Origin of the sequence: Thermomonas sp. (assembly GCF_020850895.1) — a bacterium.
GTDB lineage: Bacteria > Pseudomonadota > Gammaproteobacteria > Xanthomonadales > Xanthomonadaceae > Thermomonas.
This window is the reverse complement of record NZ_JADZDS010000022.1, coordinates 64,365-82,327: the sequence shown is the minus strand read 5'-3', so window position 1 is coordinate 82,327 and position 17,963 is coordinate 64,365. Positions and strand designations below refer to the sequence as shown.

Here is a 17,963-nt window from a genome sequence, read left to right as displayed (position 1 = left end):
CACCCCCGCACCCCGTGAATCTCCAGCTCCGCGACCTGATCGCCGCCTTGATCGAACAGGGCCTGTCCGCCCTGCGCGCCTCCGGCACCCTGCCCGTCGACTTCGCTGTGCCCGCGTTCGTGATCGAGCGCCCCAAGGAGCGTGCGCACGGCGACTTTTCCACCAATGCGGCAATGCTCCTTGCCAAGGCAGCCAAGACCAACCCGCGCGTGTTGGCGCAGCAATTGGTCGATGCATTGCCTCGCTCGGAAGCGATCGCCACGGTCGAAATCGCCGGTCCCGGGTTCATCAATTTCCACCTCGCGCCCGCGGCCTGGCAACAGCAGGTCCGCGATGTCCACGCCGCCGGTGCCGCGTTCGGCCGCAATGCCAGCGGGCGCGGTGTCACTGTCGGCGTGGAATACGTCTCGGCCAACCCCACCGGTCCACTGCATGTCGGCCACGGCCGCGCCGGGGTGATCGGCGACTGCATCGCCCGGGTGCTGGCCGCCAACGGCTGGAACGTGGCGCGCGAGTTCTACTACAACGATGCCGGCGTGCAGATCAACAACCTCGCCATCTCCACCCAAGCCCGCGCCAAGGGCATGAAACCGGGCGACGACACCTGGCCGGCCGATGCGTACAACGGCGACTACATCGCCGATGTGGCGCAGTCCTACCTGCGCGGGGATGCGGTGGAAGTCGAAGGCCACGTCGTCACCGGCAAGAATGACGCCGACGACCTCGATGCCATCCGCCAATTCGCCGTGGCCTATCTGCGCCGCGAGCAGAACGAGGACCTGGCCGCGTTCGGAGTCAGCTTCGATCGCTACTTCCTTGAATCGTCCCTGTATGCCGACGGCAAGGTGGAAGAAACCGTCACCGCATTGACGGCCGCCGGCCACACCTACGAAGACGGCGGCGCGCTGTGGCTACGCACCACCGATTTTGGTGACGACAAAGACCGGGTGATGCGCAAATCCGACGGCAGCTACACCTATTTCGTGCCGGACGTGGCCTATCACCTGAGCAAATGGCAGCGCGGTTACCAGCGTGCCGTGACCGAACTGGGCGCCGACCACCACGGCTCGCTGGCGCGGGTGAAGGCCGGTTTGCAAGCGCTGGATTGCGGCATCCCGGCCGGCTATCCGGACTACGTGCTGCACCAAATGGTGACGGTGATGCGCGGCGGCGAGGAGGTGAAACTGTCCAAGCGCGCCGGCAGTTACCTCACCCTGCGTGACCTGATCGACGAGGCCGGGCGCGACGCTACCCGCTGGTTCCTGATCGCCCGCAAGCCGGATTCGCAGCTGACTTTCGACATCGACCTCGCACGCTCGCAATCCAACGACAACCCGGTCTACTACGTGCAGTACGCCCACGCCCGCGTGTGCAGCCTGCTGCGGCAAGCCGGCGAGAAGGGCTATGCCTTCGATGCCGGCAACGGCAATGCACAGCTGCACCTGCTGGACGATCTGCCCGCGCAGGAGCTGATGCGCGAACTGTCGCGTTATCCCGAAGTCGTCGAGGCCGCAGGCGCGACGCTGGAAGCGCACCTGATCGCGCAATACCTGCGCGAACTCGCCAATGCCTTCCACACCTGGTACCACGCGTCAGCGGTGCTGGTGACGGATACCGCACTGCGCGATGCGCGCCTGACCCTCGCGCTGGCCACCCGCCAGGTATTGGCCAATGGCCTGGAACTGCTGGGCGTTGGCGCCCCGGAGAGCATGTGATGGCAACACGACGTGGCAAATCGCAAGCGCGACGCAACGGTTCGGCAAGCCTGCCTGGCTGGGCGTGGCTGTTGCTGGGTGCAGCGCTGACGTTGGCCGCCGTCCTGGTGGTCCCGCGCCTGCTGAAACCCGCTTCGGGTGATGGTTTCCTGCGCGTCGGGCCGATACCCAATCCGAATGCCCAACCCACCATGGCGCACGGCGACACCATCGCGCCGGACGTTGCGACGGACGCCCCCAAACCTGCCAATGCGGAACCGCCCAAACCGCGCTACGACTTCTATACGCTGCTTCCAGGCGAGGGCGTGCAATTGACCGATGCCGAACTCGCCGCCAGCGCCAAGGCCGAAGCCGAGGCACGCGCCCGCGCTGCCCAGCACGATCCCAACGCCGCGGCCGCCGCTGCGTCGGACAATGCCCTGCCAACGCCCATTGGGGAACCCGGGTCCGCCAGCACGGCAAATGCAGCCGCTCCTGTCGCGGAGCCCGCCACCAGCGCCAACGCTGCCCGCTACATCCTGCAGGCCGGCGCCTTCGGCGCTTCGGGCGATGCCGAGGCGGTCAAGGCCAAGATTGCGCTGTTGGGCCTGAGCGCACGCGTGGAATCGGCCCAGGTCGGCGACAGGACTGTCTATCGTGTGCGGATGGGGCCCTATGGCACCGCATCCGAGTTGGCCGAAGCCAAGGCCAAGCTGTCGGGCGGTGGCCTGCCGGCGATGGCGATCAAGGCCAAGTAACTGCGCGGCCGGCCATCATGCACAGCGCATGATGGATGTCACTGATGACGAACGGCGGACGGCGCAAGATTGCGCCCGACACATCCCACGGGATCCGCACATGGCACCTGCATGGTTGTACTACGGCCTGATCACCGCCTGGATCGCGGGCGAACTCTGGCTCAGCCTGCGCCGCCGCGCTGCAGCAAGCAGCAACCGCCAGGACCAAGGCAGCCTGAAGCTGCTGTGGTGGACCATCGGCGCCAGCATTTTCGTGGGTGTGTTTGTCTCGTACTTCCGACTGTTGCCGCTGCCCGCGTCGGTGCGGCCCGCCGTGTTCCTGGCAGGGTTGGGACTGATCGCCGCGGGCCTGCTGTTGCGTTGGTGGTCAATCCGCGTGCTGGGGCGATTCTTCACCGTCGACGTCGCCACCTGCGACGACCAGCACCTCGTTCGCAGTGGCCCCTACCGCTGGCTGCGCCACCCGTCCTACACCGGCGCCCTCACCAGCTTTACCGGCTTGGCCCTGTGCCAAGGCGATGGCGTGTCGATGGCGCTCATCCTGGTGCCGATCCTTACCGTCTTCCTGCGCCGCATCCGCATCGAGGAGCACGTGTTGGCGCAGGCGTTCCCCGAGGCCTACCCCATCTATGCGCGACAAACGGCACGTCTGCTGCCAGGTCTCTGGTGATCCACATTGCATGCACGCGGCTGACCGTCCGTGATCGGCAGGTGACGCTGACTCGATAAGCGTTGCCTTGAGACAATGCTGAAAAAGTCCCTGCTGGACGTGTCAGCACACGCTGCGTTCGGCGCATGCCCGAACGCAGCTCACGCCGAATAAAACAGCGTTGCCTTAAAATGCAGCAATGGACAACCCGCACGACCGCACCGCCTTCATCACCGGCGCCACCGCCGGCTTCGGCCGCGCCACCGCGCGCCGCCTCATCGACAACGGCTGGCAGGTCATCGCCACCGGCCGCCGCGCCGACCGCCTCGATGCCCTGCGTGCCGAACTCGGCGATGCGCTGCACACCGCCTGCTTCGATATCCGCGACGAAGCAGCGATGCGAGCCGTACTGGATTCACTGCCGGAGCGCTTCCGCGGCATCGACCTGCTGGTCAACAACGCCGGCCTGGCGCAAGGGACGAAACCGGCACAGGACGCGCTGCTGTCGGACTGGAAAACCATGATCGACACCAACGTGACGGCGCTGGTGACCTTGACCCATGCCCTGTTGCCGACGCTGATTGCGCGCCAGGGCGCCATCATCAACATCAGCTCCACCGCCGCCACCTATCCCTACACCGGCGGCAATGCCTACGGCGGCACCAAGGCCTTCGTCAGCCAATTCTCGCTGGGCCTGCGCGCCGACCTGCACGGCACCGGCGTGCGCGTGACCGCGATCGAACCGGGCATGGCCGAGACCGAGTTCACGGTCGTCCGCACCCACGGCGACCAGGCCGCCTCCGACAAACTCTATGGCGGCGCCAATCCAATGACCGCCGACGACATCGCCGAGACGATTTTCTGGGTCGCCAGCCAGCCTGCGCACCTGAACATCAACCGCATCGAGTTGATGCCGACCTCGCAGTCGTTCGCAGGATTCCAGGTGGCGCGCGCTGGCTGACCTACACGGTGGAATTCCCTGAAGCTGGACCCGTGATCTCCAAGCCAGGAGATCTCATCGCCTGACATCGCCTTCCGAAAGCGAATCAGCTTCTGCCTCGATTGCTTCACGCTGAAGCGACCACGAAGGACTTCCCGGAATCAGCACGTGGCCGCATCCCCATGCATGGCATATCCATGCTTGCCATCGCGCTTGATCTGGTACATCGCCTTGTCAGCCAGCTCCAACAGACCCTGAAGGGTTTCTGCATGGCTTGGATACAGGCTGATCCCGATACTCGCGCCGATTTGGTATGCCGTGCCATCCACCCAATAGGGCTCACTCAGGAATTCCAGTAATTTCTCCGCCACCCGGCGCGCCTGATCGGCATCCGCCAACTGCGGGCACACGACCGCAAACTCGTCGCCACCCAAACGTGCGCAGATATCCGTGCCGCGGGTGACGTGTCGCAAGCGCTCCGCCACGGTTTTGAGCACCTCGTCGCCCACGCGATGACCTCCACGGTCATTGACCTGCTTGAAGTGGTCCAGATCGATGAACAGGATTGCCGTCACCTGATGCGATCGATTGGCCAACAACAACGCGTCCTCGAACAAGGCCTGCATGTAGCGCTGATTGTTGAGTCCGGTGAGCGGGTCCTGGAAAGCAAGATCCATGGCCTTGGACTTGGCCTCCAACAACCGTTGGTGCGTGCGCGCAAAGACCAAGACCAACAGGCAGAAATACTGGGCCAGTACCAATACGGTGCCCAACAAGAACCCGTACTGCGCCCAAGACGGTGCCACCCTGATGATCGGGAATGCTGCCGTCCAATGGACAGCCAATGCGATGCACACCACCGTGAACACGATCAGCCAGTGCCGGGTCACGCGATGCCGACAGGTGTACGCAACCCATGCGGCATACAACAACAGTCCTGCATTGGCCAGGCCGGCGCCCAAGCCTCGCACGAAACTCGAAGCGCCCAGCGCAGCGCAGCCAACCACCCAGAACTCTGCCAACAGTAACGCGACCAGCAATGCCCGCACGGGCAGCAAACGATCGAAAAACCGCGCCATGCCCATCAGCAGGCAATATTTCTCGATCAGGATCAGCATCGAGTACAGCACTGACAGCGGTGCTCCGCCGGACCACGCCAGCAGAGCGATCAACATCATCCGCGCAGTGAATGCAAAACCGACACCCGCTGCCCACCAACCCACGCCTCGGTGATTGCCGGGAATACGCTGCGCCCACAGGAACAGCAAGAAGAAAACGAAGTAGATCGCCGTACCGATCGTATGGATGATGGCTTGCGGCATGGCCCCCCCCAGACCACACCCGGCTCGGCCGCTTCCTGCACCCGCTGACCGGTCTCGTTGATTGTCTCGCCCGGCACTATCTGCAACTGCGCTCGAGCTTGCAATAAATCTCTTTATCCGGATGGAGGTTTGAATGCGGGCCGACGTGAGGCCTCACCCCGGGCCGCAGTGCCGACACTTGCCAAAATCCGACCGTACGCAGACGCGCGTTGGACCTTCAGGGCTGGGGGCTATCGTCCAGATAGGTGTAGGCCGTCAGCCCGGCTTCCAGCATTGCTTTCAGGCGCATGGCTTCGTCAGCGGACAGGTTCGCGGCCTCTACCTTGGCCACATACGCGCGGCGCAGGTCGTCGAGGCTGTAGCCAACGTAATCCAGCATCACGTCAGTGGTGTCGCCGCGGCGCTGTTGGCTGATCGCATAGCCGTCTTCAAGCACCCTCACCTCGATGGCATCGGTGTCGCCAAACAGGTTGTGGATGTCGCCGAGGATTTCCTGATAGGCGCCGATCAGGAAGAACGCGATCCGGTAGCTTTCGCCAGGCCGCAGTTCGTGCAGGGGTAGCGAACTGTCGAGGTCTTCATTCTCGACGTAGGTGTCGATCTTGCCGTCTGAATCGCAGGTCAGGTCGGCGATGATCCCGCGGCGGGTTGGCACCTCGTCCAGTCGTTCGATCGGCGCGATCGGAAACACCTGATCGATCGCCCACACGTCCGGCATCGATTCGAACACGCTGAAGTTGGCGAAGTACTTGTCCACCAGCCGCTCGTTGAGTTCGTCAAGCAGGTCACGGTGGCTTTTTTCGTCGTAGGTCAACCTGGCCTTGACCGCATGCGCGATGGCGTAGAACAGATCATCGATGCGCGCGCGCTGGATCAGGTCGATTTGGCCCAGCGAGTACAGGGCCAGCCCTTCGGCGTGGGTCTGGGCCGCCTCGTGGAACACCTCCACCGCGGAACGCTGCGGCATTTCCTCGTGCAATTCGCGCAGGCGACGCACCGGAGGCGACTCGTCGGCGTGCGCCTCAGGCACGCGACCCTCCGGTGCGCGTTCCACTTCACTGATGTTGGTCACCAGCACCGCGTGGTGGGCAGTCATCGCGCGTCCGCATTCGGTGAGGATCCGCGGCGGCTTCAGGCCTTCCTGCAGGCAAGCCTCGGCCAGCGGCTGCACGATGCTTGACGCATAGTGGTGCATGCCATAGTTGACCGAGTTGTAGGACCGCGAACGGGTGCCTTCGTAATCGATCCCGAGCCCGCCGCCGACATCGACGTGGCTGATCTTCGCCCCCAGTTTGGACAACTCAACGAAATAGCGAGTGGCCTCGCGCATGCCGGCGGCAATGTCGCGCACATTGGAAATCTGGCTACCCATGTGGAAGTGCAGCAGTTCAAGGCAATCGCCCATCCCGCTGTCGCGCAGTTCCTTCCAGAGGGTGAGCAACTGCCGTGGGTCGAGTCCGAACTTGGCCTTGTCGCCGCCGCTGTTCTGCCACTTGCCGGCACCCAGAGAGGCCAGTCGCATCCGCACGCCCAGCCCCGGCTTGATGCCGAGCGCGGCCGCTTCCTCCAGCGCCAGCTTCAGCTCGGAGGGCTTTTCGATGACGATGTAGGTTTGCAGGCCCAGCTTGCGTCCGATCAACGCCAGACGAACGTACTCGCGGTCCTTGTAGCCATTGCAGATGATCATTCCGCCCGGGCGCGACAGCGCCAGCACCGCCATCAGCTCCGGCTTGCTGCCGGCCTCCAGCCCGAAGCCTTCACCGTGGTGGCTGGCCAACGTCCCTGCCACGCCATGGTGCTGGTTGACCTTGATCGGGTAGATCGCGGTGTAGCCACCGGCGTACTCCCAGTCTTGCTGCGCCTGCGCGAACGCGGCCTGCAGCTTGCCCAAGCGGTGGCCGAGGATGTCCGGGAACCGCACCAGCACCGGCAGGTTGCCGCCGCCTGCCAGCCAGGTGTCGACGGCATCGGCCAGAACCACCGTCGGGCCAGTGCTGCCCGCGGGCTGGACCGTGATGCGGCCCTGTGCGTCGGCATCGAAATACCCGTCCGCCCAATGCGGGATCGAATAGGTCTTGCGGGCAAGGTCGAGCGACCAGTGGGACATGGCAGGCATCCGGGGAACCGCGTACGGATGCGCATTCTACAGGCGGTACAATGCGCGCCATCGCACGCCCCTCTCCCGGCGGGAGAGGGGTTGGGGTGAGGGTTCGGCACGACGTGGAGCCGAATACCGCACCGAACCCTCATCCGGCGCTTCGCGCCACCTTCTCCCGCCGGGAGAAGGAAAACCATCAGGACACCCACCATGACCGAGCCGACCTGGCTGCACGAACACTTCGACACGTCCGGCTCGTCCATTGGTTTTCGCGTGACGCGCAAGCTGGACGAAGTGCAATCGCCGTTCCAGAAGATCGAAATCTTCGAATCGACCGATTGGGGCAATGTCATGCTGATCGACGGCGCGATGATGCTGACGACCCGCGACAATTTCCTCTACCACGAGATGATGGCGCACCCGGCGCTGTTCACCCATGCCGCTCCCAAGCGCGTGGTGATCATCGGCGGCGGCGACTGCGGCACGTTGCGCGAAGTGCTGCGCCACCCCGGCGTGGAGAAAGCCACCCAGTGCGACATCGACGAACAGGTGACGCGGATGGCCGAGAAATATTTCCCGGAACTGTGCGAATCCAATCAGGATCCGCGCGCCGAACTGCTGTGGGACGACGGCATCGCCTACATGGCCAACTGCGCGCCGGACAGTGTGGACATCGTGATCGTCGACTCCACCGATCCGGTCGGCCCGGCCGAGGGCCTGTTCAACAAGGCCTTCTTCGAAAGCTGCCACCGCGCGCTGAAGGCCGACGGCATCCTCGTCCAGCAGAGCGAATCGCCGCTGGTGCTGCTGGATCTCATCAAGGCCATGCGCGTGGAAATGGGCAAGGCCGGCTTCAACAGTTTCCAGACCCTGCCGTTCCCGCAGCCCTGCTACCCGACCGGCTGGTGGAGCTGCACGATGGCGAAGAAAACGGCAGACGCCGACTTCGGCTTCCGCGAAGCCGACGCACGCGACAAACGCTTCGAGACGCGCTATTACTCTGCAGGCGTGCACAAGGGTGCGCAGGCGTTGCCGCCATTCGTAGCGCAATCACTGGATTAGGGCAATGCTGAACACGTCCCTCCTGGACGTTCCAGCACACGCTGCATCCGGTGCATGCCCGGACGCAGCTCACGCCGACGAAATCAGCATTGCCTTGGTGTTGCAATCAGTGACTGGCCGCACAGCCGTCACCCCTGCACTTCCATTACCGTGCGAGGTCACCTGACACGGATAACGCATGAAGTCCGGCACACTCCTGCGAATGGCAAGCCTGCTGCTGGCGCTGCTGCCGGTGACGGGTGCCTGTCGGCAATACAATGCGGTCCCCAACTCTCCGGGGCGTGCCGAACTGTTCGACATGCACTTCGAGAGGGTAGTCGGGCCGGATTCCATGGACTCGACCAGCAAAGCCTACGAGGCCGACCTGGAAGCCATGCGCACCCTGCTGCCTCCAGGGGATGCGGCCCGCAATGTGCGCTTCCGTTCGGTGTACTGCACCAGCAATCGCTGGGAGAACCTTGCCCGCGGGCTGGCTTACTCGGACGATGCATTGAAGCGCGCCCAGGCGATTGGTGACTTCGGCTCCCAGGCACGCGCGCAATTCTGCCGCGCCAACTTCATCAGCATGATCCATGGCTCACCACGCGGATTGGTCGAACTCGACACCCTAGTGAAAATGCTGGAGAACTCGCCGGAGCGACAACTGCTGGCGGAAATCCTGATGGCCCGCGGCTCGGCCCTGTCCGATCTCGGCGAACAGGCACGCGCTTTGCTGGATTTCCAACGCGCCCGCGCCGCTTATCGCGCCGCCGGGATCGAACGCGAAGTCGACGCGCTCCTGCTCGAAACTGCCATCACCTACCGTCGGATCGGTGACTGGGATCAGGCCGAGCGCTATTTCACCCGCTCGACCGCGACGATGGAGGCCAAGCAGAATTGGGAGCGGGTCAATACCAACCTGATCCAGTTGGGCTACCTGTACGAGCAATCCGGTGCACCGCAGAAATCCCTTGAATCCTTCCAGCGCGCGCTGGACGTGGCCACGCAGCATCAACTGACGTTCGCCATGGGCAGCTCCCGCATGGGCCTGGCAGCGGCACAGATCGCCAGCGGAGAATTCGATGCCGCCCTGACCAACTTGGCATTGGCCCGCGAGAGCTTCCAGGCCAATCACGACGACAGGAACAACGGCATGCTGGCCCTGCTTGCCGGCCAAGCGATGGCGGGCAAGGGGAAGCCCACGGAGGCGCTCGCCCACTACCGCGCTGCACTGGGACCCATCGTGCACGACGGCAATCAGCGCTATCTGGCCATGCTCTACCAAGCCCGCGCCAGCAGCGAAGAAGCGCTCGGTCACAATGCCGAAGCACTGGCCGACTTCAAGCGCTACAGCGCGCTGCAGACGCAACTGCAATCCAAGATGCGGTTGGAACAGAGTCGACTGCTGGAATACGAATACGAAATCCGCCGCCGCGATTTCGAGAACCGCCGCCTTCGAACCGAGGCGGCCTCGCGCCTGCAACAGGTCAAGGCGCTCGAAAGCGTCCGTCGCTGGCAGCGGCTGGCGATCCTGCTCGGTGCGCTGCTGGTCATGCTGTTGGTCTGGCTGGCGATTCGCCAATGGCGCAAATCGCGTGCCCTGCGCACCTTGGCGATGACCGACCCGCTGACCGGAATCGCTACCCGTCGCGCGATCGAATCCCTGCTCGATCAGAAGCTGTTGCGTGCAGTCCAGGTCGAACATCCGCTGTGCGTGCTGATGCTCGACCTGGACCACTTCAAGGCGATCAACGACCGTTACGGGCACCCGGCAGGGGATCGCGTCCTGCAACACATCACCGGCGTCTGGACCCATCTGCTGCGCGTGAATGACCGCATCGGCCGCGTGGGTGGCGAGGAATTCCTGATCCTGTGCCCCGACATCCATCTCGAACAAGCCAGACCCATCGCAGAACGCCTGCTGGAAGCGACCCGCGCGCAGAAACTTCCCTTCATCGATCCTGCCCTGACGATCGCCGTGAGTATCGGGATCGCGGAGGCCACGCTCGGCGAAAGCCGCGAGTCGCTGGTCGCCCGTGCCGATGCCGCGCTGTATCGCGCCAAGCACAATGGTCGCGACCGGGTCGAATCCTGACATCGCCGTCACCTGATCGACGCCCTCAAACCCCGCATAATGCCGCGACTTCCGCGACAGCACTCCCATGCCGATCTTCTGGATTCGTTTCTACCAGCGCCAATGCCTGCTGCTTGCCGCCAGTGGCCTGGTCATCGCATCCCTGTTCCACGGCAATCACCTCGATCTGCTGCTGGCAGATCCGTTCTATGACCTCGACAACCGCCTGTGGCCCTACCGCAATGCCTGGTGGGCCAAGACGCTGGTCCACAGCTGGCTCAAGAACGTGCTGATCCTCGCTGCCCTGATCTTCCTGTGGACGGCGTGGCGGCACCGACGCGCCGCCGATCGCCTGCGCTGGCGCCTTGTCGCCTGTTCCATCATTGCAGTCCCGCTCACCGTGACCCTATGGAAGCGGGTCACGTCGATGCATTGCCCTTGGAACATCGACCGCTTCGACGGCGCGTTCCCCTATTTCGACCTGCTTTCGACCAGCCCGATCCCCTTGCCAGGCCCTGGTCGCTGTTTCCCGGCCGGGTTCGTCTCCACCGCCGGGTGGCTGCTGGCATTTGCGTTGGTCCGCTACCCCGAGAATCCCCGATTCAGCAGAAATATCGGCGGCGGGGCGCTCGTGCTGTGCCTGTTTTTCGGCCTGGTCCAGCAAATGCGCGGCGCGCACTTCATGTCGCACGTCCTGTGGACGATCTGGTTGAGTTGGGCCATCGTGGTCCTGCTGCACGCGCTGCTCGGAGTCTGGAAACAGCCCACGTCGCCAACCTGACCCGTCCCGGATTCTGTACTCCGACGTTCTGCACGCCAGCGTTCAACGTTACCTTGATTCCGGCCCGGCGTCATAGCGCATCGGCATCAAGTTCACCGGTTCGGATACGCACCACCCGCTCAAGGTCCCAGACGAAGATCTTGCCATCGCCGATCTTGCCGGTCCCGGCAGACCTCAGGATCGCCTCGGTGACCGCTTCGACCTGATCGTCGGACACCGCGATTTCCAGCTTGATCTTGGGCAGGAAATCCACCACATATTCCGCTCCGCGGTACAGTTCGGTGTGGCCTTTCTGGCGCCCAAAACCCTTGACTTCGGTGGCAGTGATCCCGGCCACGCCGGCTTCGGCCAACGCCTCGCGCACGTCGTCGAGTTTGAACGGCTTGATCACCGCCATCACCATCTTCATCGCCAAATCTCCTGAGCCCTGTGCGCAGCATAACCCGCACAGGCAATCCTCCGAACCGGACGCGAGGCGTTTTCCGATGCCCTGCCAAGGCCCGAGCCGAGTGGCAGCGGGGCACCATGCACACATCCTGTCAAGGAAACAGGAGACAGAGCATGCACGCCAACCCAAGGATCGACCTTGTCCAACTCGACGAACTCGCACGACGCCTCGCTAACCTGGTTCCGCCACCGCAACACGACGGGCGCGAGGCCCTGCGCGAGAATTTCAAGGTCATGCTGCGCGACACCCTCGGCACCCTCGGGTTGGTGAGTCGCGCTGAATTCGAGCTGCAGCGGGTGCAACTGGCGCTGACCCGCGACCGACTCACCGCGCTCGAAACGCAATGTGCGACATGGCGTCGCTCCGCTGCCCTCGACAACACGCGCACGCGGTAAGGCGGGTCGCATGAATCTCGCCATCGTGCACAGCCGCGCCCGGATCGGCGTTGAGGCACCCGCGGTGCGGGTCGAGGTCCACCTCGGCGGCGGCTTGCCAAGCATGTCCATCGTCGGCCTGCCGGAGGCCGCCGTCCGCGAGGCCAAGGACCGGGTTCGCGCGGCGATCCAGTGCGCCCAATTCGACTTTCCGGCCCGTCGGATCACCGTCAACCTCGCCCCCGCCGACCTGCCCAAGGACGGTGCGCGCTTTGACCTCGCGATTGCACTGGGCATCCTCGCCGCCAGCGGCCAAGTGCCGACGGAGGCCCTGGAAGGATGGGAATTTCTCGGCGAGTTGGCGCTCACCGGTGCTCTGCGCGGATGCGATGGTGCGTTGCCCGCAGCGCTCGCGGTCGGCACCGCCGGCCGTCGACTCATCGTCCCGCCGGATATCGGCGCGGAAGCCGCATTGGCTTCCAACGTCGAGGTGCGTTGCGCACGTACCTTGCTTGAAGTCTGCGCAGCCCTCGACGGCCGCATCAGCTTGCCGCTGGCCACGCCACAACTTTGCACACCCGCCCAAGCGCCCGACCTTGCCGATGTTCGCGGGCAGGCGCAGGCAAGGCGCGCGCTGGAAATCGCCGCCGCCGGCACCCATCACCTGTTGCTGATTGGCCCACCAGGAAGCGGCAAGACCCTGCTTGCCTCCCGCCTTGCCGGCATCCTGCCAGACCCATCCGAAGCCGAGGCATTGGAAGTGGCCAGCATTGCTTCCACCAGCGGCCACGGGCTGGACCTTTCGCGCTGGCGACAGCGGCCATTTCGCGCCCCGCATCACACCGCAAGCGCAGTCGCGCTGGTCGGCGGTGGTGCCGACCCGCGCCCGGGTGAGATCTCACTGGCGCACCACGGCGTGCTGTTCCTCGACGAATTGCCGGAATGGAGCCGACATGCCCTTGAGGTGCTGCGGGAGCCATTGGAATCGGGCAGCGTCGGCATCTCGCGCGCGGCGCGCCACTGCGAATTCCCCGCCCGATTCCAACTGGTCGCGGCGATGAATCCCTGCCCTTGCGGCTGGGCCGGTGATCCGTCCGGGCGGTGCCTGTGTAGCTCCGAAGTGATCCGCCGGTACCGCGCACGCATTTCCGGTCCACTCATGGAACGCATCGACCTGCACGTGGAGGTGCCACGCCTGCCACCGCGCTTGCTGCGCACCGATGCGCCGGCCGGAGAACCCAGCGCCTGCGTCCGCGCCCGAGTGATGGCCGCGCGCACGACCCAGCAGGCACGCAGTGCACAGCCCAATGCCCGCTTGGACCAGGCGCAGACCAACGCCCATTGCAGGTTGACCGCCAGCGACAGCGCCCTGCTCGAACGCGCAGTCGATGCATTGCGGCTGTCGGCGCGGTCGTTGCATCGGATCCTGCGCGTTGCCCGCACGATCGCCGACCTCGATGCGAGCGAATCCATCGAAACCCCGCACCTCACCGAAGCCATCAGCTACCGCACGCTGGAACGTGATCCGGGACGACAGGCAGCGTGAGCCGACGCGTCTCGTCCTACGGCTTCGACAGCGGCCAAATCCTGCCATTCGGATCCAGTTCGTAGGTCGCCATTGCCTGTGCCCGTCTGCCAAACCCGCACACGGCCAGTGGTCCGTCGATGGCGCCATGCAGTCCGAATGCATGCTCGATCTCGACTTCGTTGATCGCGGCGGTGACGAAGCTGCCCAAGCCCTCATGCGTCGCGCACAGTTGCAGGGTTTGCGACAGGTGGCCCACGTCAAGGATGCAGACGCGGTACGCCTTGGGATGGTTGCGGTATTTCCAGAAATTTCGACTGAACCGCGGTGCCAACACGCACAGCACGGGCGCCTCGGCGAACCAGTGCTGGCCGGACACTGCGGTTAATGCAAACGCGGCCTGGTCAAACCCAGCAGGCTGCGGCAGTGGCTCCAGCGCATGTGCGCCGAGGTGGTAGTGGTACAAGCCAGGCAAAAGACCGTCGACACGCTGGACGACCAAGTAGCACTCGGTCGGATGCAGGGCGCCACCTGATGGGCTGGTGCGCTTGATGACGTCGTACTCGTCTGCGGCCTGCATCCTTCCGCGCGCGCCAAAAGTGCGTATCAGCATGCGTGACAGCATAGCCAGCGGCAGCGGAGCCTGCGGATCGAAATTTCGACAGGTCGTGCGTGCATCCAGCAGCGCATCGAGCTCATCAGGCACGGACGCAGGCAATCCGATCCGCCCATCGTTCCCGCCGCGCTCCAGCACCGCAGCTGGCGGTGCGCCATGCTTCTCGCGCAGCCCCTCCGCACTGTTAACGCCGGCATCAATCATGCCCTGTGCGCTGTCCACGCCCTGCCAGCGCGAGGCCATGTGCCAGACCGAGGCCAGCCCATGCCAGTGCAGGCTCGCCAACCGTGCCTCGGCTTCACGTTGCGACGCCCAGGGCTTGGTGCTGCCGATCAGTAATCCGGCCTGCAGCAGCTTGCGCACGCATGCCGCACCGAATCGCTGGCGCATCACGTTCGCATCCATCCAGTCCGTCGGGCTTGTCTCCCCCAGCACCGCCACGGCATCGGCATCGATTCCGATCGGCGCAGGCAAGTGCGGCGCATGCGCGAACCATTGCAAGCGGCTGACGACGCCTGTGCCGCCAGCCAGCAGGTCGTTGAGATCGAACTGCGCCAATTCGCGCGGCTCCATCCACAGCACTGCACACCGCCGAACCCGCATCGTCCAGTCTCCCCTTGCCGCCACGTCAGCGGAAGCGTAGCGTCGGCGCGGGCGTTCACCAACCACGGCCTGGCCCGACCGACAACCTGACTAGGGGAAACGACGCATGGCGACCAAGAAAGGCCCGGCTCCCGCACCGCTGGATCCGAAAGTGGCAAAGAAACTGCTCGACCTGCTTTCGACCGACAACGAGTTCCGTCGCCTGTTCAAGAAGGACGCCCATGCCGCCCTTGTCAAGGCCGGCTGGAAAGCGCCTGCGGGTTGCGAAAGTACAGCAGAGGCTTCCGGTGGCGCTTGCCTGCAACTGAAACCAGGTGAACGTATCGCGCCGAAGGCGAAGATCCTTCGCGAACGCGCGAAATTGGAAGGCAGCGTTCCGCCGCCATTCAAATTCGACTGCCCCGCTGCATTCAAGGCGTAAGGCGCGCCAGTCTTTCCCTGATCGACTCTGGCAATTGCGCGAGGGGCCACGCGCGAAGGAACGCTTCGCGTTCCTTCGCGGCCTGTGCGGGCTGGTTGCGCCGCGAGCGCGCAAGGGCAGCATCCAGATGCGCCAACGTCGTATCCGCAACGCTAAGTGGCTGCAGGAAGCCGGACAAGCCCGGATCCATGTAGGCCGCCCCGCGGTTTCGAACCAGCCAATCCGCCTGCTCCAGTACGCCGGCGTCATTCCCTGTCGCCTGCAACGCGTGCAGCAGGGCCGAATGCACCGTCACCAGCGCATCGGGCCGTGACGCCAGCGGCTGCAGGCGTCGCACCGCGTCGGGAGCCCGCCCCTGCAAACGATCCAGCTCCGCATGCAACACGAGCTGCATTTGTACGGTCAATGGGTAGCCCGTGTACGAAGGCCACGCTTCCACACTCGTGATGGCCTGCTGGACCAGAGTCGGCGTGCCATTGCGTGCAGCAAGCACCGCCAATGCCTGAATCTGGTTGGCCTGGTTGATGCGGTCGGTGTCGTCCGTGGCCAGCCGCATGCGGCTGGCCGCTTGGCGCATGGCATCGGCCAACATGCCGGCCTGCTCGGCCTGCGAATGGGTGCCCGCCAACAGCTGCATGGCCAGCAGGCGGATGGCGTTCTCCGGCCCCATGTAGACCGGCTCGAGCTGGTTTGATCGGGCAGCAGCATCCTGCGCATCGCCCAAGGCGTCGCCCCAATGCCCTCGGTCCATGGCCAGGAGTGCCGCCTGCTGTTTGACTTCGAGCTCGCCCACCTGGCTTCCGGTCGGCTTGCGCATGGCCACCACGCGCAGTGCATCCGGCCATTGGCGTTGTGCCGCATAAACGTAGGCATAGGAATACACCGCGCCGGTCTCGCCATCGCGCCGCGCGGCGACGAACTGCCTGATCGCTTCCGCAAATTTCTGCTGGGCCAGCAAGGCCATTCCCTGCAGGTACATGGCGCTGCCACGGTCTTCATTCTGGGGCACGGATGCCGCCTTGGCATCGGCCAGGGCAAGGTCCGCACGATTGGCATCGAACAGCTCCAGCTGCCCGAGGACGAGGTGTGCCCGCAGTTGATCCGGGTACAGCGCCACCAGCTGCTGCCAGCGCTGCATGGCCGGCCCCGGTGGCCCCAGCCGGGCAAGGGTGGCATCCAGCTGCAGGGCTTCCCGTGGCGACAGGCGGCTGCGCAATCGCGACGCAGCCTTGAACTCCAGCAGCGCCGATGGGAAATCACCGTATGAGGCATACGCATTGCCCGCATCCAGGTGTGCCAAGGCAAATCCCGGATCCAGCTGGTAGGCGCGCTGATAAAACGCCAACGCCTGTTTCTTGTCATCGGCGATGTATTGCCTGCGGCCGATGGCGTAGGCCTTGAGTGCATCCAGGTTCGGCGTGCTCACGTCAGGCAGCGGCACCGATGTCTTCTGGACGTTATCTAGGGCTTCACCCAGTTTCGCGCGCAACTGGTCGGTGACTTCGTCGATCAAGGACAACGCCGAGTCGATTCCCTTGCCATCGGCAGTCACTGCATACACGGTGGCCTGGGTATACGGATCGATCACTTCCACGCTCACCCGCAGGCGCCCACCGACCTCCGCCACGGTCGGCAGCAACAGTGCGCGCGCGCCATCACGAAGCGCGATCTCAGACCCATTGGTGCGATCGACTTGGGCGTTCGCTGGGCGCTGCATGCGCTGCAGGGTCTCGCGCACTTTCAGGTCGCTCAGGATATTGACGTAGCGCGACTGCTCCAGGCTGATCATGAAGGCCTGTTCCAGCGTGTCGTCCAGACGCGGATCGCCGGTCAGGTTGCGCAGGTCGCCGACCACCACCCAATCGCGCTCGTTGAAGGCAAGTGCCGGCGCCGGATGCATCAGGAACCAGACACCTGCGGCGATGGCAAGCACCATTACCGCTTCCACAGCCAACGCGACAGGCCTTCGCCAGAGCGGAAGGTCGCGCCACGCCTTGGGCGTGTGTGCAGGCATCCGCAGAGGAGCCAGGCCCGGCTCGCCGACCTCGGACACGTCCTGCGCTTCCGGTACGCCCTTGAAACGCCAGCGGCCATAGGCTTTCCAGACCAGCGTGTCGCCGCGCTCGCCGAGTTCGCGCGCCGCCCGATGCGCCAGCGGCTCGGCGGTGGCCGACAGCAGGATCTGTCCCGGTCTAGCCAGGTTCATCAGTCGTGCCGCCAAGGGCTTGGCGAGGCCTTCGACCTCAAGCGACTTGGCACCCTGCCGCACCGCCTCGGCATCGTTTTCCCACAGCAGCACCTCGCCGACGTGCAGGCCGGCGCGGGCTTGCAATGCCTGGGTGAGCTGCAGTTGCTGGCCCAGCTCACGCAGGCCACGCATGTAATCGAGGGCGAAACCGAGGCCGTCGATCGGCCGCTCGAAGATCAGCAACAGGCCATCGCTGCGGTCGATCAAGCGACCGCGCCAGCGCTGCTGCAATTCCAGCACGATGCGGTCATGGGCGCGGAACAGGTCAGCCGCCGGCGCATCACCGAGCCGCTCGACCAGATGGGTGGAGTCCACCATGTCGGTGAACAACAACGTACGGACTTGGGGGGCGGCTGACGCCTGCACGGATT

The 17,963-nt window shown here is 64.6% G+C and carries 15 protein-coding genes; 10 read left to right on the top strand and 5 right to left on the bottom strand.

The window, feature by feature from the left end; genetic code table 11:
• Positions 1–14 precede the first annotated feature (14 nt).
• From argS to IT472_RS02305, 4 genes are all read left to right on the top strand, one after another.
• Positions 15–1,715, top strand: a complete 1,701-nt coding sequence (argS, locus tag IT472_RS02320; protein WP_297177766.1) for an arginine--tRNA ligase — start codon at positions 15–17, stop codon at positions 1,713–1,715.
• Positions 1,715–2,452: an SPOR domain-containing protein gene (locus IT472_RS02315; RefSeq protein WP_297177763.1), complete on the top strand. Its 738-nt coding sequence runs from the start codon at positions 1,715–1,717 to the stop codon at positions 2,450–2,452. The genes argS and IT472_RS02315 overlap by 1 nt, the downstream gene beginning before the upstream one ends.
• A 100-nt stretch (positions 2,453–2,552) precedes the next feature.
• Complete coding sequence (locus IT472_RS02310; protein ID WP_297177760.1) at positions 2,553–3,122, top strand: isoprenylcysteine carboxylmethyltransferase family protein; 570 nt, start codon at positions 2,553–2,555, stop codon at positions 3,120–3,122.
• 178 nt (positions 3,123–3,300) lie between these two features.
• On the top strand, positions 3,301–4,062 hold the full coding sequence (locus IT472_RS02305; RefSeq protein WP_297177758.1) for an SDR family NAD(P)-dependent oxidoreductase: 762 nt from the start codon (positions 3,301–3,303) through the stop codon (positions 4,060–4,062).
• Between the two features lie 140 nt (positions 4,063–4,202).
• On the opposite strand, the gene IT472_RS02300 is transcribed toward IT472_RS02305, so the two are convergent.
• Both IT472_RS02300 and speA read right to left on the bottom strand, forming a co-directional pair.
• Entirely contained in the window at positions 4,203–5,363 is a 1,161-nt protein-coding gene (locus IT472_RS02300) for a GGDEF domain-containing protein (RefSeq protein ID WP_297177755.1), read from the bottom strand.
• A gap of 217 nt (positions 5,364–5,580) precedes the next feature.
• Entirely contained in the window at positions 5,581–7,470 is a 1,890-nt protein-coding gene (speA, locus tag IT472_RS02295; protein ID WP_297177752.1) for an arginine decarboxylase, read from the bottom strand.
• A 201-nt stretch (positions 7,471–7,671) separates the two neighbouring features.
• Between speA and speE the strand changes: the two genes are divergently transcribed.
• The 3 genes from speE (at position 7,672) to IT472_RS02280 (ending at position 11,357) form a co-directional block, all read left to right on the top strand.
• Complete coding sequence (speE, locus tag IT472_RS02290; RefSeq protein ID WP_297177749.1) at positions 7,672–8,523, top strand: polyamine aminopropyltransferase; 852 nt, start codon at positions 7,672–7,674, stop codon at positions 8,521–8,523.
• Between the two features lie 202 nt (positions 8,524–8,725).
• On the top strand, positions 8,726–10,597 hold the full coding sequence (locus IT472_RS02285) for a diguanylate cyclase (RefSeq protein ID WP_297177746.1): 1,872 nt from the start codon (positions 8,726–8,728) through the stop codon (positions 10,595–10,597).
• A 67-nt stretch (positions 10,598–10,664) separates the two neighbouring features.
• A complete protein-coding gene (locus IT472_RS02280) occupies positions 10,665–11,357 on the top strand; it encodes a phosphatase PAP2 family protein (RefSeq protein ID WP_297177743.1) in 693 nt (230 codons plus the stop codon).
• A 70-nt stretch (positions 11,358–11,427) separates the two neighbouring features.
• On the opposite strand, the gene IT472_RS02275 is transcribed toward IT472_RS02280, so the two are convergent.
• On the bottom strand, positions 11,428–11,766 hold the full coding sequence (locus IT472_RS02275; protein ID WP_297177740.1) for a P-II family nitrogen regulator: 339 nt from the start codon (positions 11,764–11,766) through the stop codon (positions 11,428–11,430).
• Between the two features lie 152 nt (positions 11,767–11,918).
• Here IT472_RS02275 and IT472_RS02270 point away from each other — a divergent pair, with 152 nt between their 5' ends.
• Together IT472_RS02270 and IT472_RS02265 are read left to right on the top strand one after the other, a co-directional pair.
• On the top strand, positions 11,919–12,200 hold the full coding sequence (locus IT472_RS02270; RefSeq protein ID WP_297177737.1) for an accessory factor UbiK family protein: 282 nt from the start codon (positions 11,919–11,921) through the stop codon (positions 12,198–12,200).
• A gap of 10 nt (positions 12,201–12,210) precedes the next feature.
• Positions 12,211–13,725, top strand: a complete 1,515-nt coding sequence (locus IT472_RS02265) for a YifB family Mg chelatase-like AAA ATPase (protein ID WP_297177734.1) — start codon at positions 12,211–12,213, stop codon at positions 13,723–13,725.
• A 16-nt stretch (positions 13,726–13,741) separates the two neighbouring features.
• Here IT472_RS02265 and IT472_RS02260 read toward each other — a convergent pair whose 3' ends face one another.
• The gene (locus IT472_RS02260) at positions 13,742–14,923 is read right to left on the bottom strand and encodes a putative peptide maturation dehydrogenase (RefSeq protein WP_297177731.1); all 1,182 of its coding nucleotides are present in this window, start codon (positions 14,921–14,923) and stop codon (positions 13,742–13,744) included.
• Between the two features lie 106 nt (positions 14,924–15,029).
• Here IT472_RS02260 and IT472_RS02255 point away from each other — a divergent pair, with 106 nt between their 5' ends.
• Positions 15,030–15,344 (top strand): NHLP-related RiPP peptide, encoded by a 315-nt coding sequence (locus tag IT472_RS02255; RefSeq protein WP_297177727.1) that lies wholly within the window; start codon positions 15,030–15,032, stop codon positions 15,342–15,344.
• Here the strand turns inward: IT472_RS02255 and IT472_RS02250 are convergent.
• A complete protein-coding gene (locus tag IT472_RS02250) occupies positions 15,334–17,958 on the bottom strand; it encodes a putative peptide modification system cyclase (RefSeq protein WP_297177724.1) in 2,625 nt (874 codons plus the stop codon). The two genes, IT472_RS02255 and IT472_RS02250, sit on opposite strands and share 11 nt — an antisense overlap.
• Positions 17,959–17,963: the final 5 nt, after the last annotated feature.

What these genes read in the sequence shown, in the direction of transcription:
- IT472_RS02315 (WP_297177763.1), top strand. Translation starts at nt 1,715, where the DNA reads ATGGCAACACGACGTGGCAAATCGCAAGCGCGACGCAACGGTTCGGCA.
- IT472_RS02310 (WP_297177760.1), top strand. Translation starts at nt 2,553, where the DNA reads ATGGCACCTGCATGGTTGTACTACGGCCTGATCACCGCCTGGATCGCG.
- IT472_RS02305 (WP_297177758.1), top strand. Translation starts at nt 3,301, where the DNA reads ATGGACAACCCGCACGACCGCACCGCCTTCATCACCGGCGCCACCGCC.
- IT472_RS02300 (WP_297177755.1), bottom strand. Translation starts at nt 5,363, where the DNA reads ATGCCGCAAGCCATCATCCATACGATCGGTACGGCGATCTACTTCGTT.
- speA (WP_297177752.1), bottom strand. Translation starts at nt 7,470, where the DNA reads ATGTCCCACTGGTCGCTCGACCTTGCCCGCAAGACCTATTCGATCCCG.
- speE (WP_297177749.1), top strand. Translation starts at nt 7,672, where the DNA reads ATGACCGAGCCGACCTGGCTGCACGAACACTTCGACACGTCCGGCTCG.
- IT472_RS02285 (WP_297177746.1), top strand. Translation starts at nt 8,726, where the DNA reads ATGGCAAGCCTGCTGCTGGCGCTGCTGCCGGTGACGGGTGCCTGTCGG.
- IT472_RS02280 (WP_297177743.1), top strand. Translation starts at nt 10,665, where the DNA reads ATGCCGATCTTCTGGATTCGTTTCTACCAGCGCCAATGCCTGCTGCTT.
- IT472_RS02275 (WP_297177740.1), bottom strand. Translation starts at nt 11,766, where the DNA reads ATGAAGATGGTGATGGCGGTGATCAAGCCGTTCAAACTCGACGACGTG.
- IT472_RS02270 (WP_297177737.1), top strand. Translation starts at nt 11,919, where the DNA reads ATGCACGCCAACCCAAGGATCGACCTTGTCCAACTCGACGAACTCGCA.
- IT472_RS02265 (WP_297177734.1), top strand. Translation starts at nt 12,211, where the DNA reads ATGAATCTCGCCATCGTGCACAGCCGCGCCCGGATCGGCGTTGAGGCA.
- IT472_RS02260 (WP_297177731.1), bottom strand. Translation starts at nt 14,923, where the DNA reads ATGCGGGTTCGGCGGTGTGCAGTGCTGTGGATGGAGCCGCGCGAATTG.
- IT472_RS02255 (WP_297177727.1), top strand. Translation starts at nt 15,030, where the DNA reads ATGGCGACCAAGAAAGGCCCGGCTCCCGCACCGCTGGATCCGAAAGTG.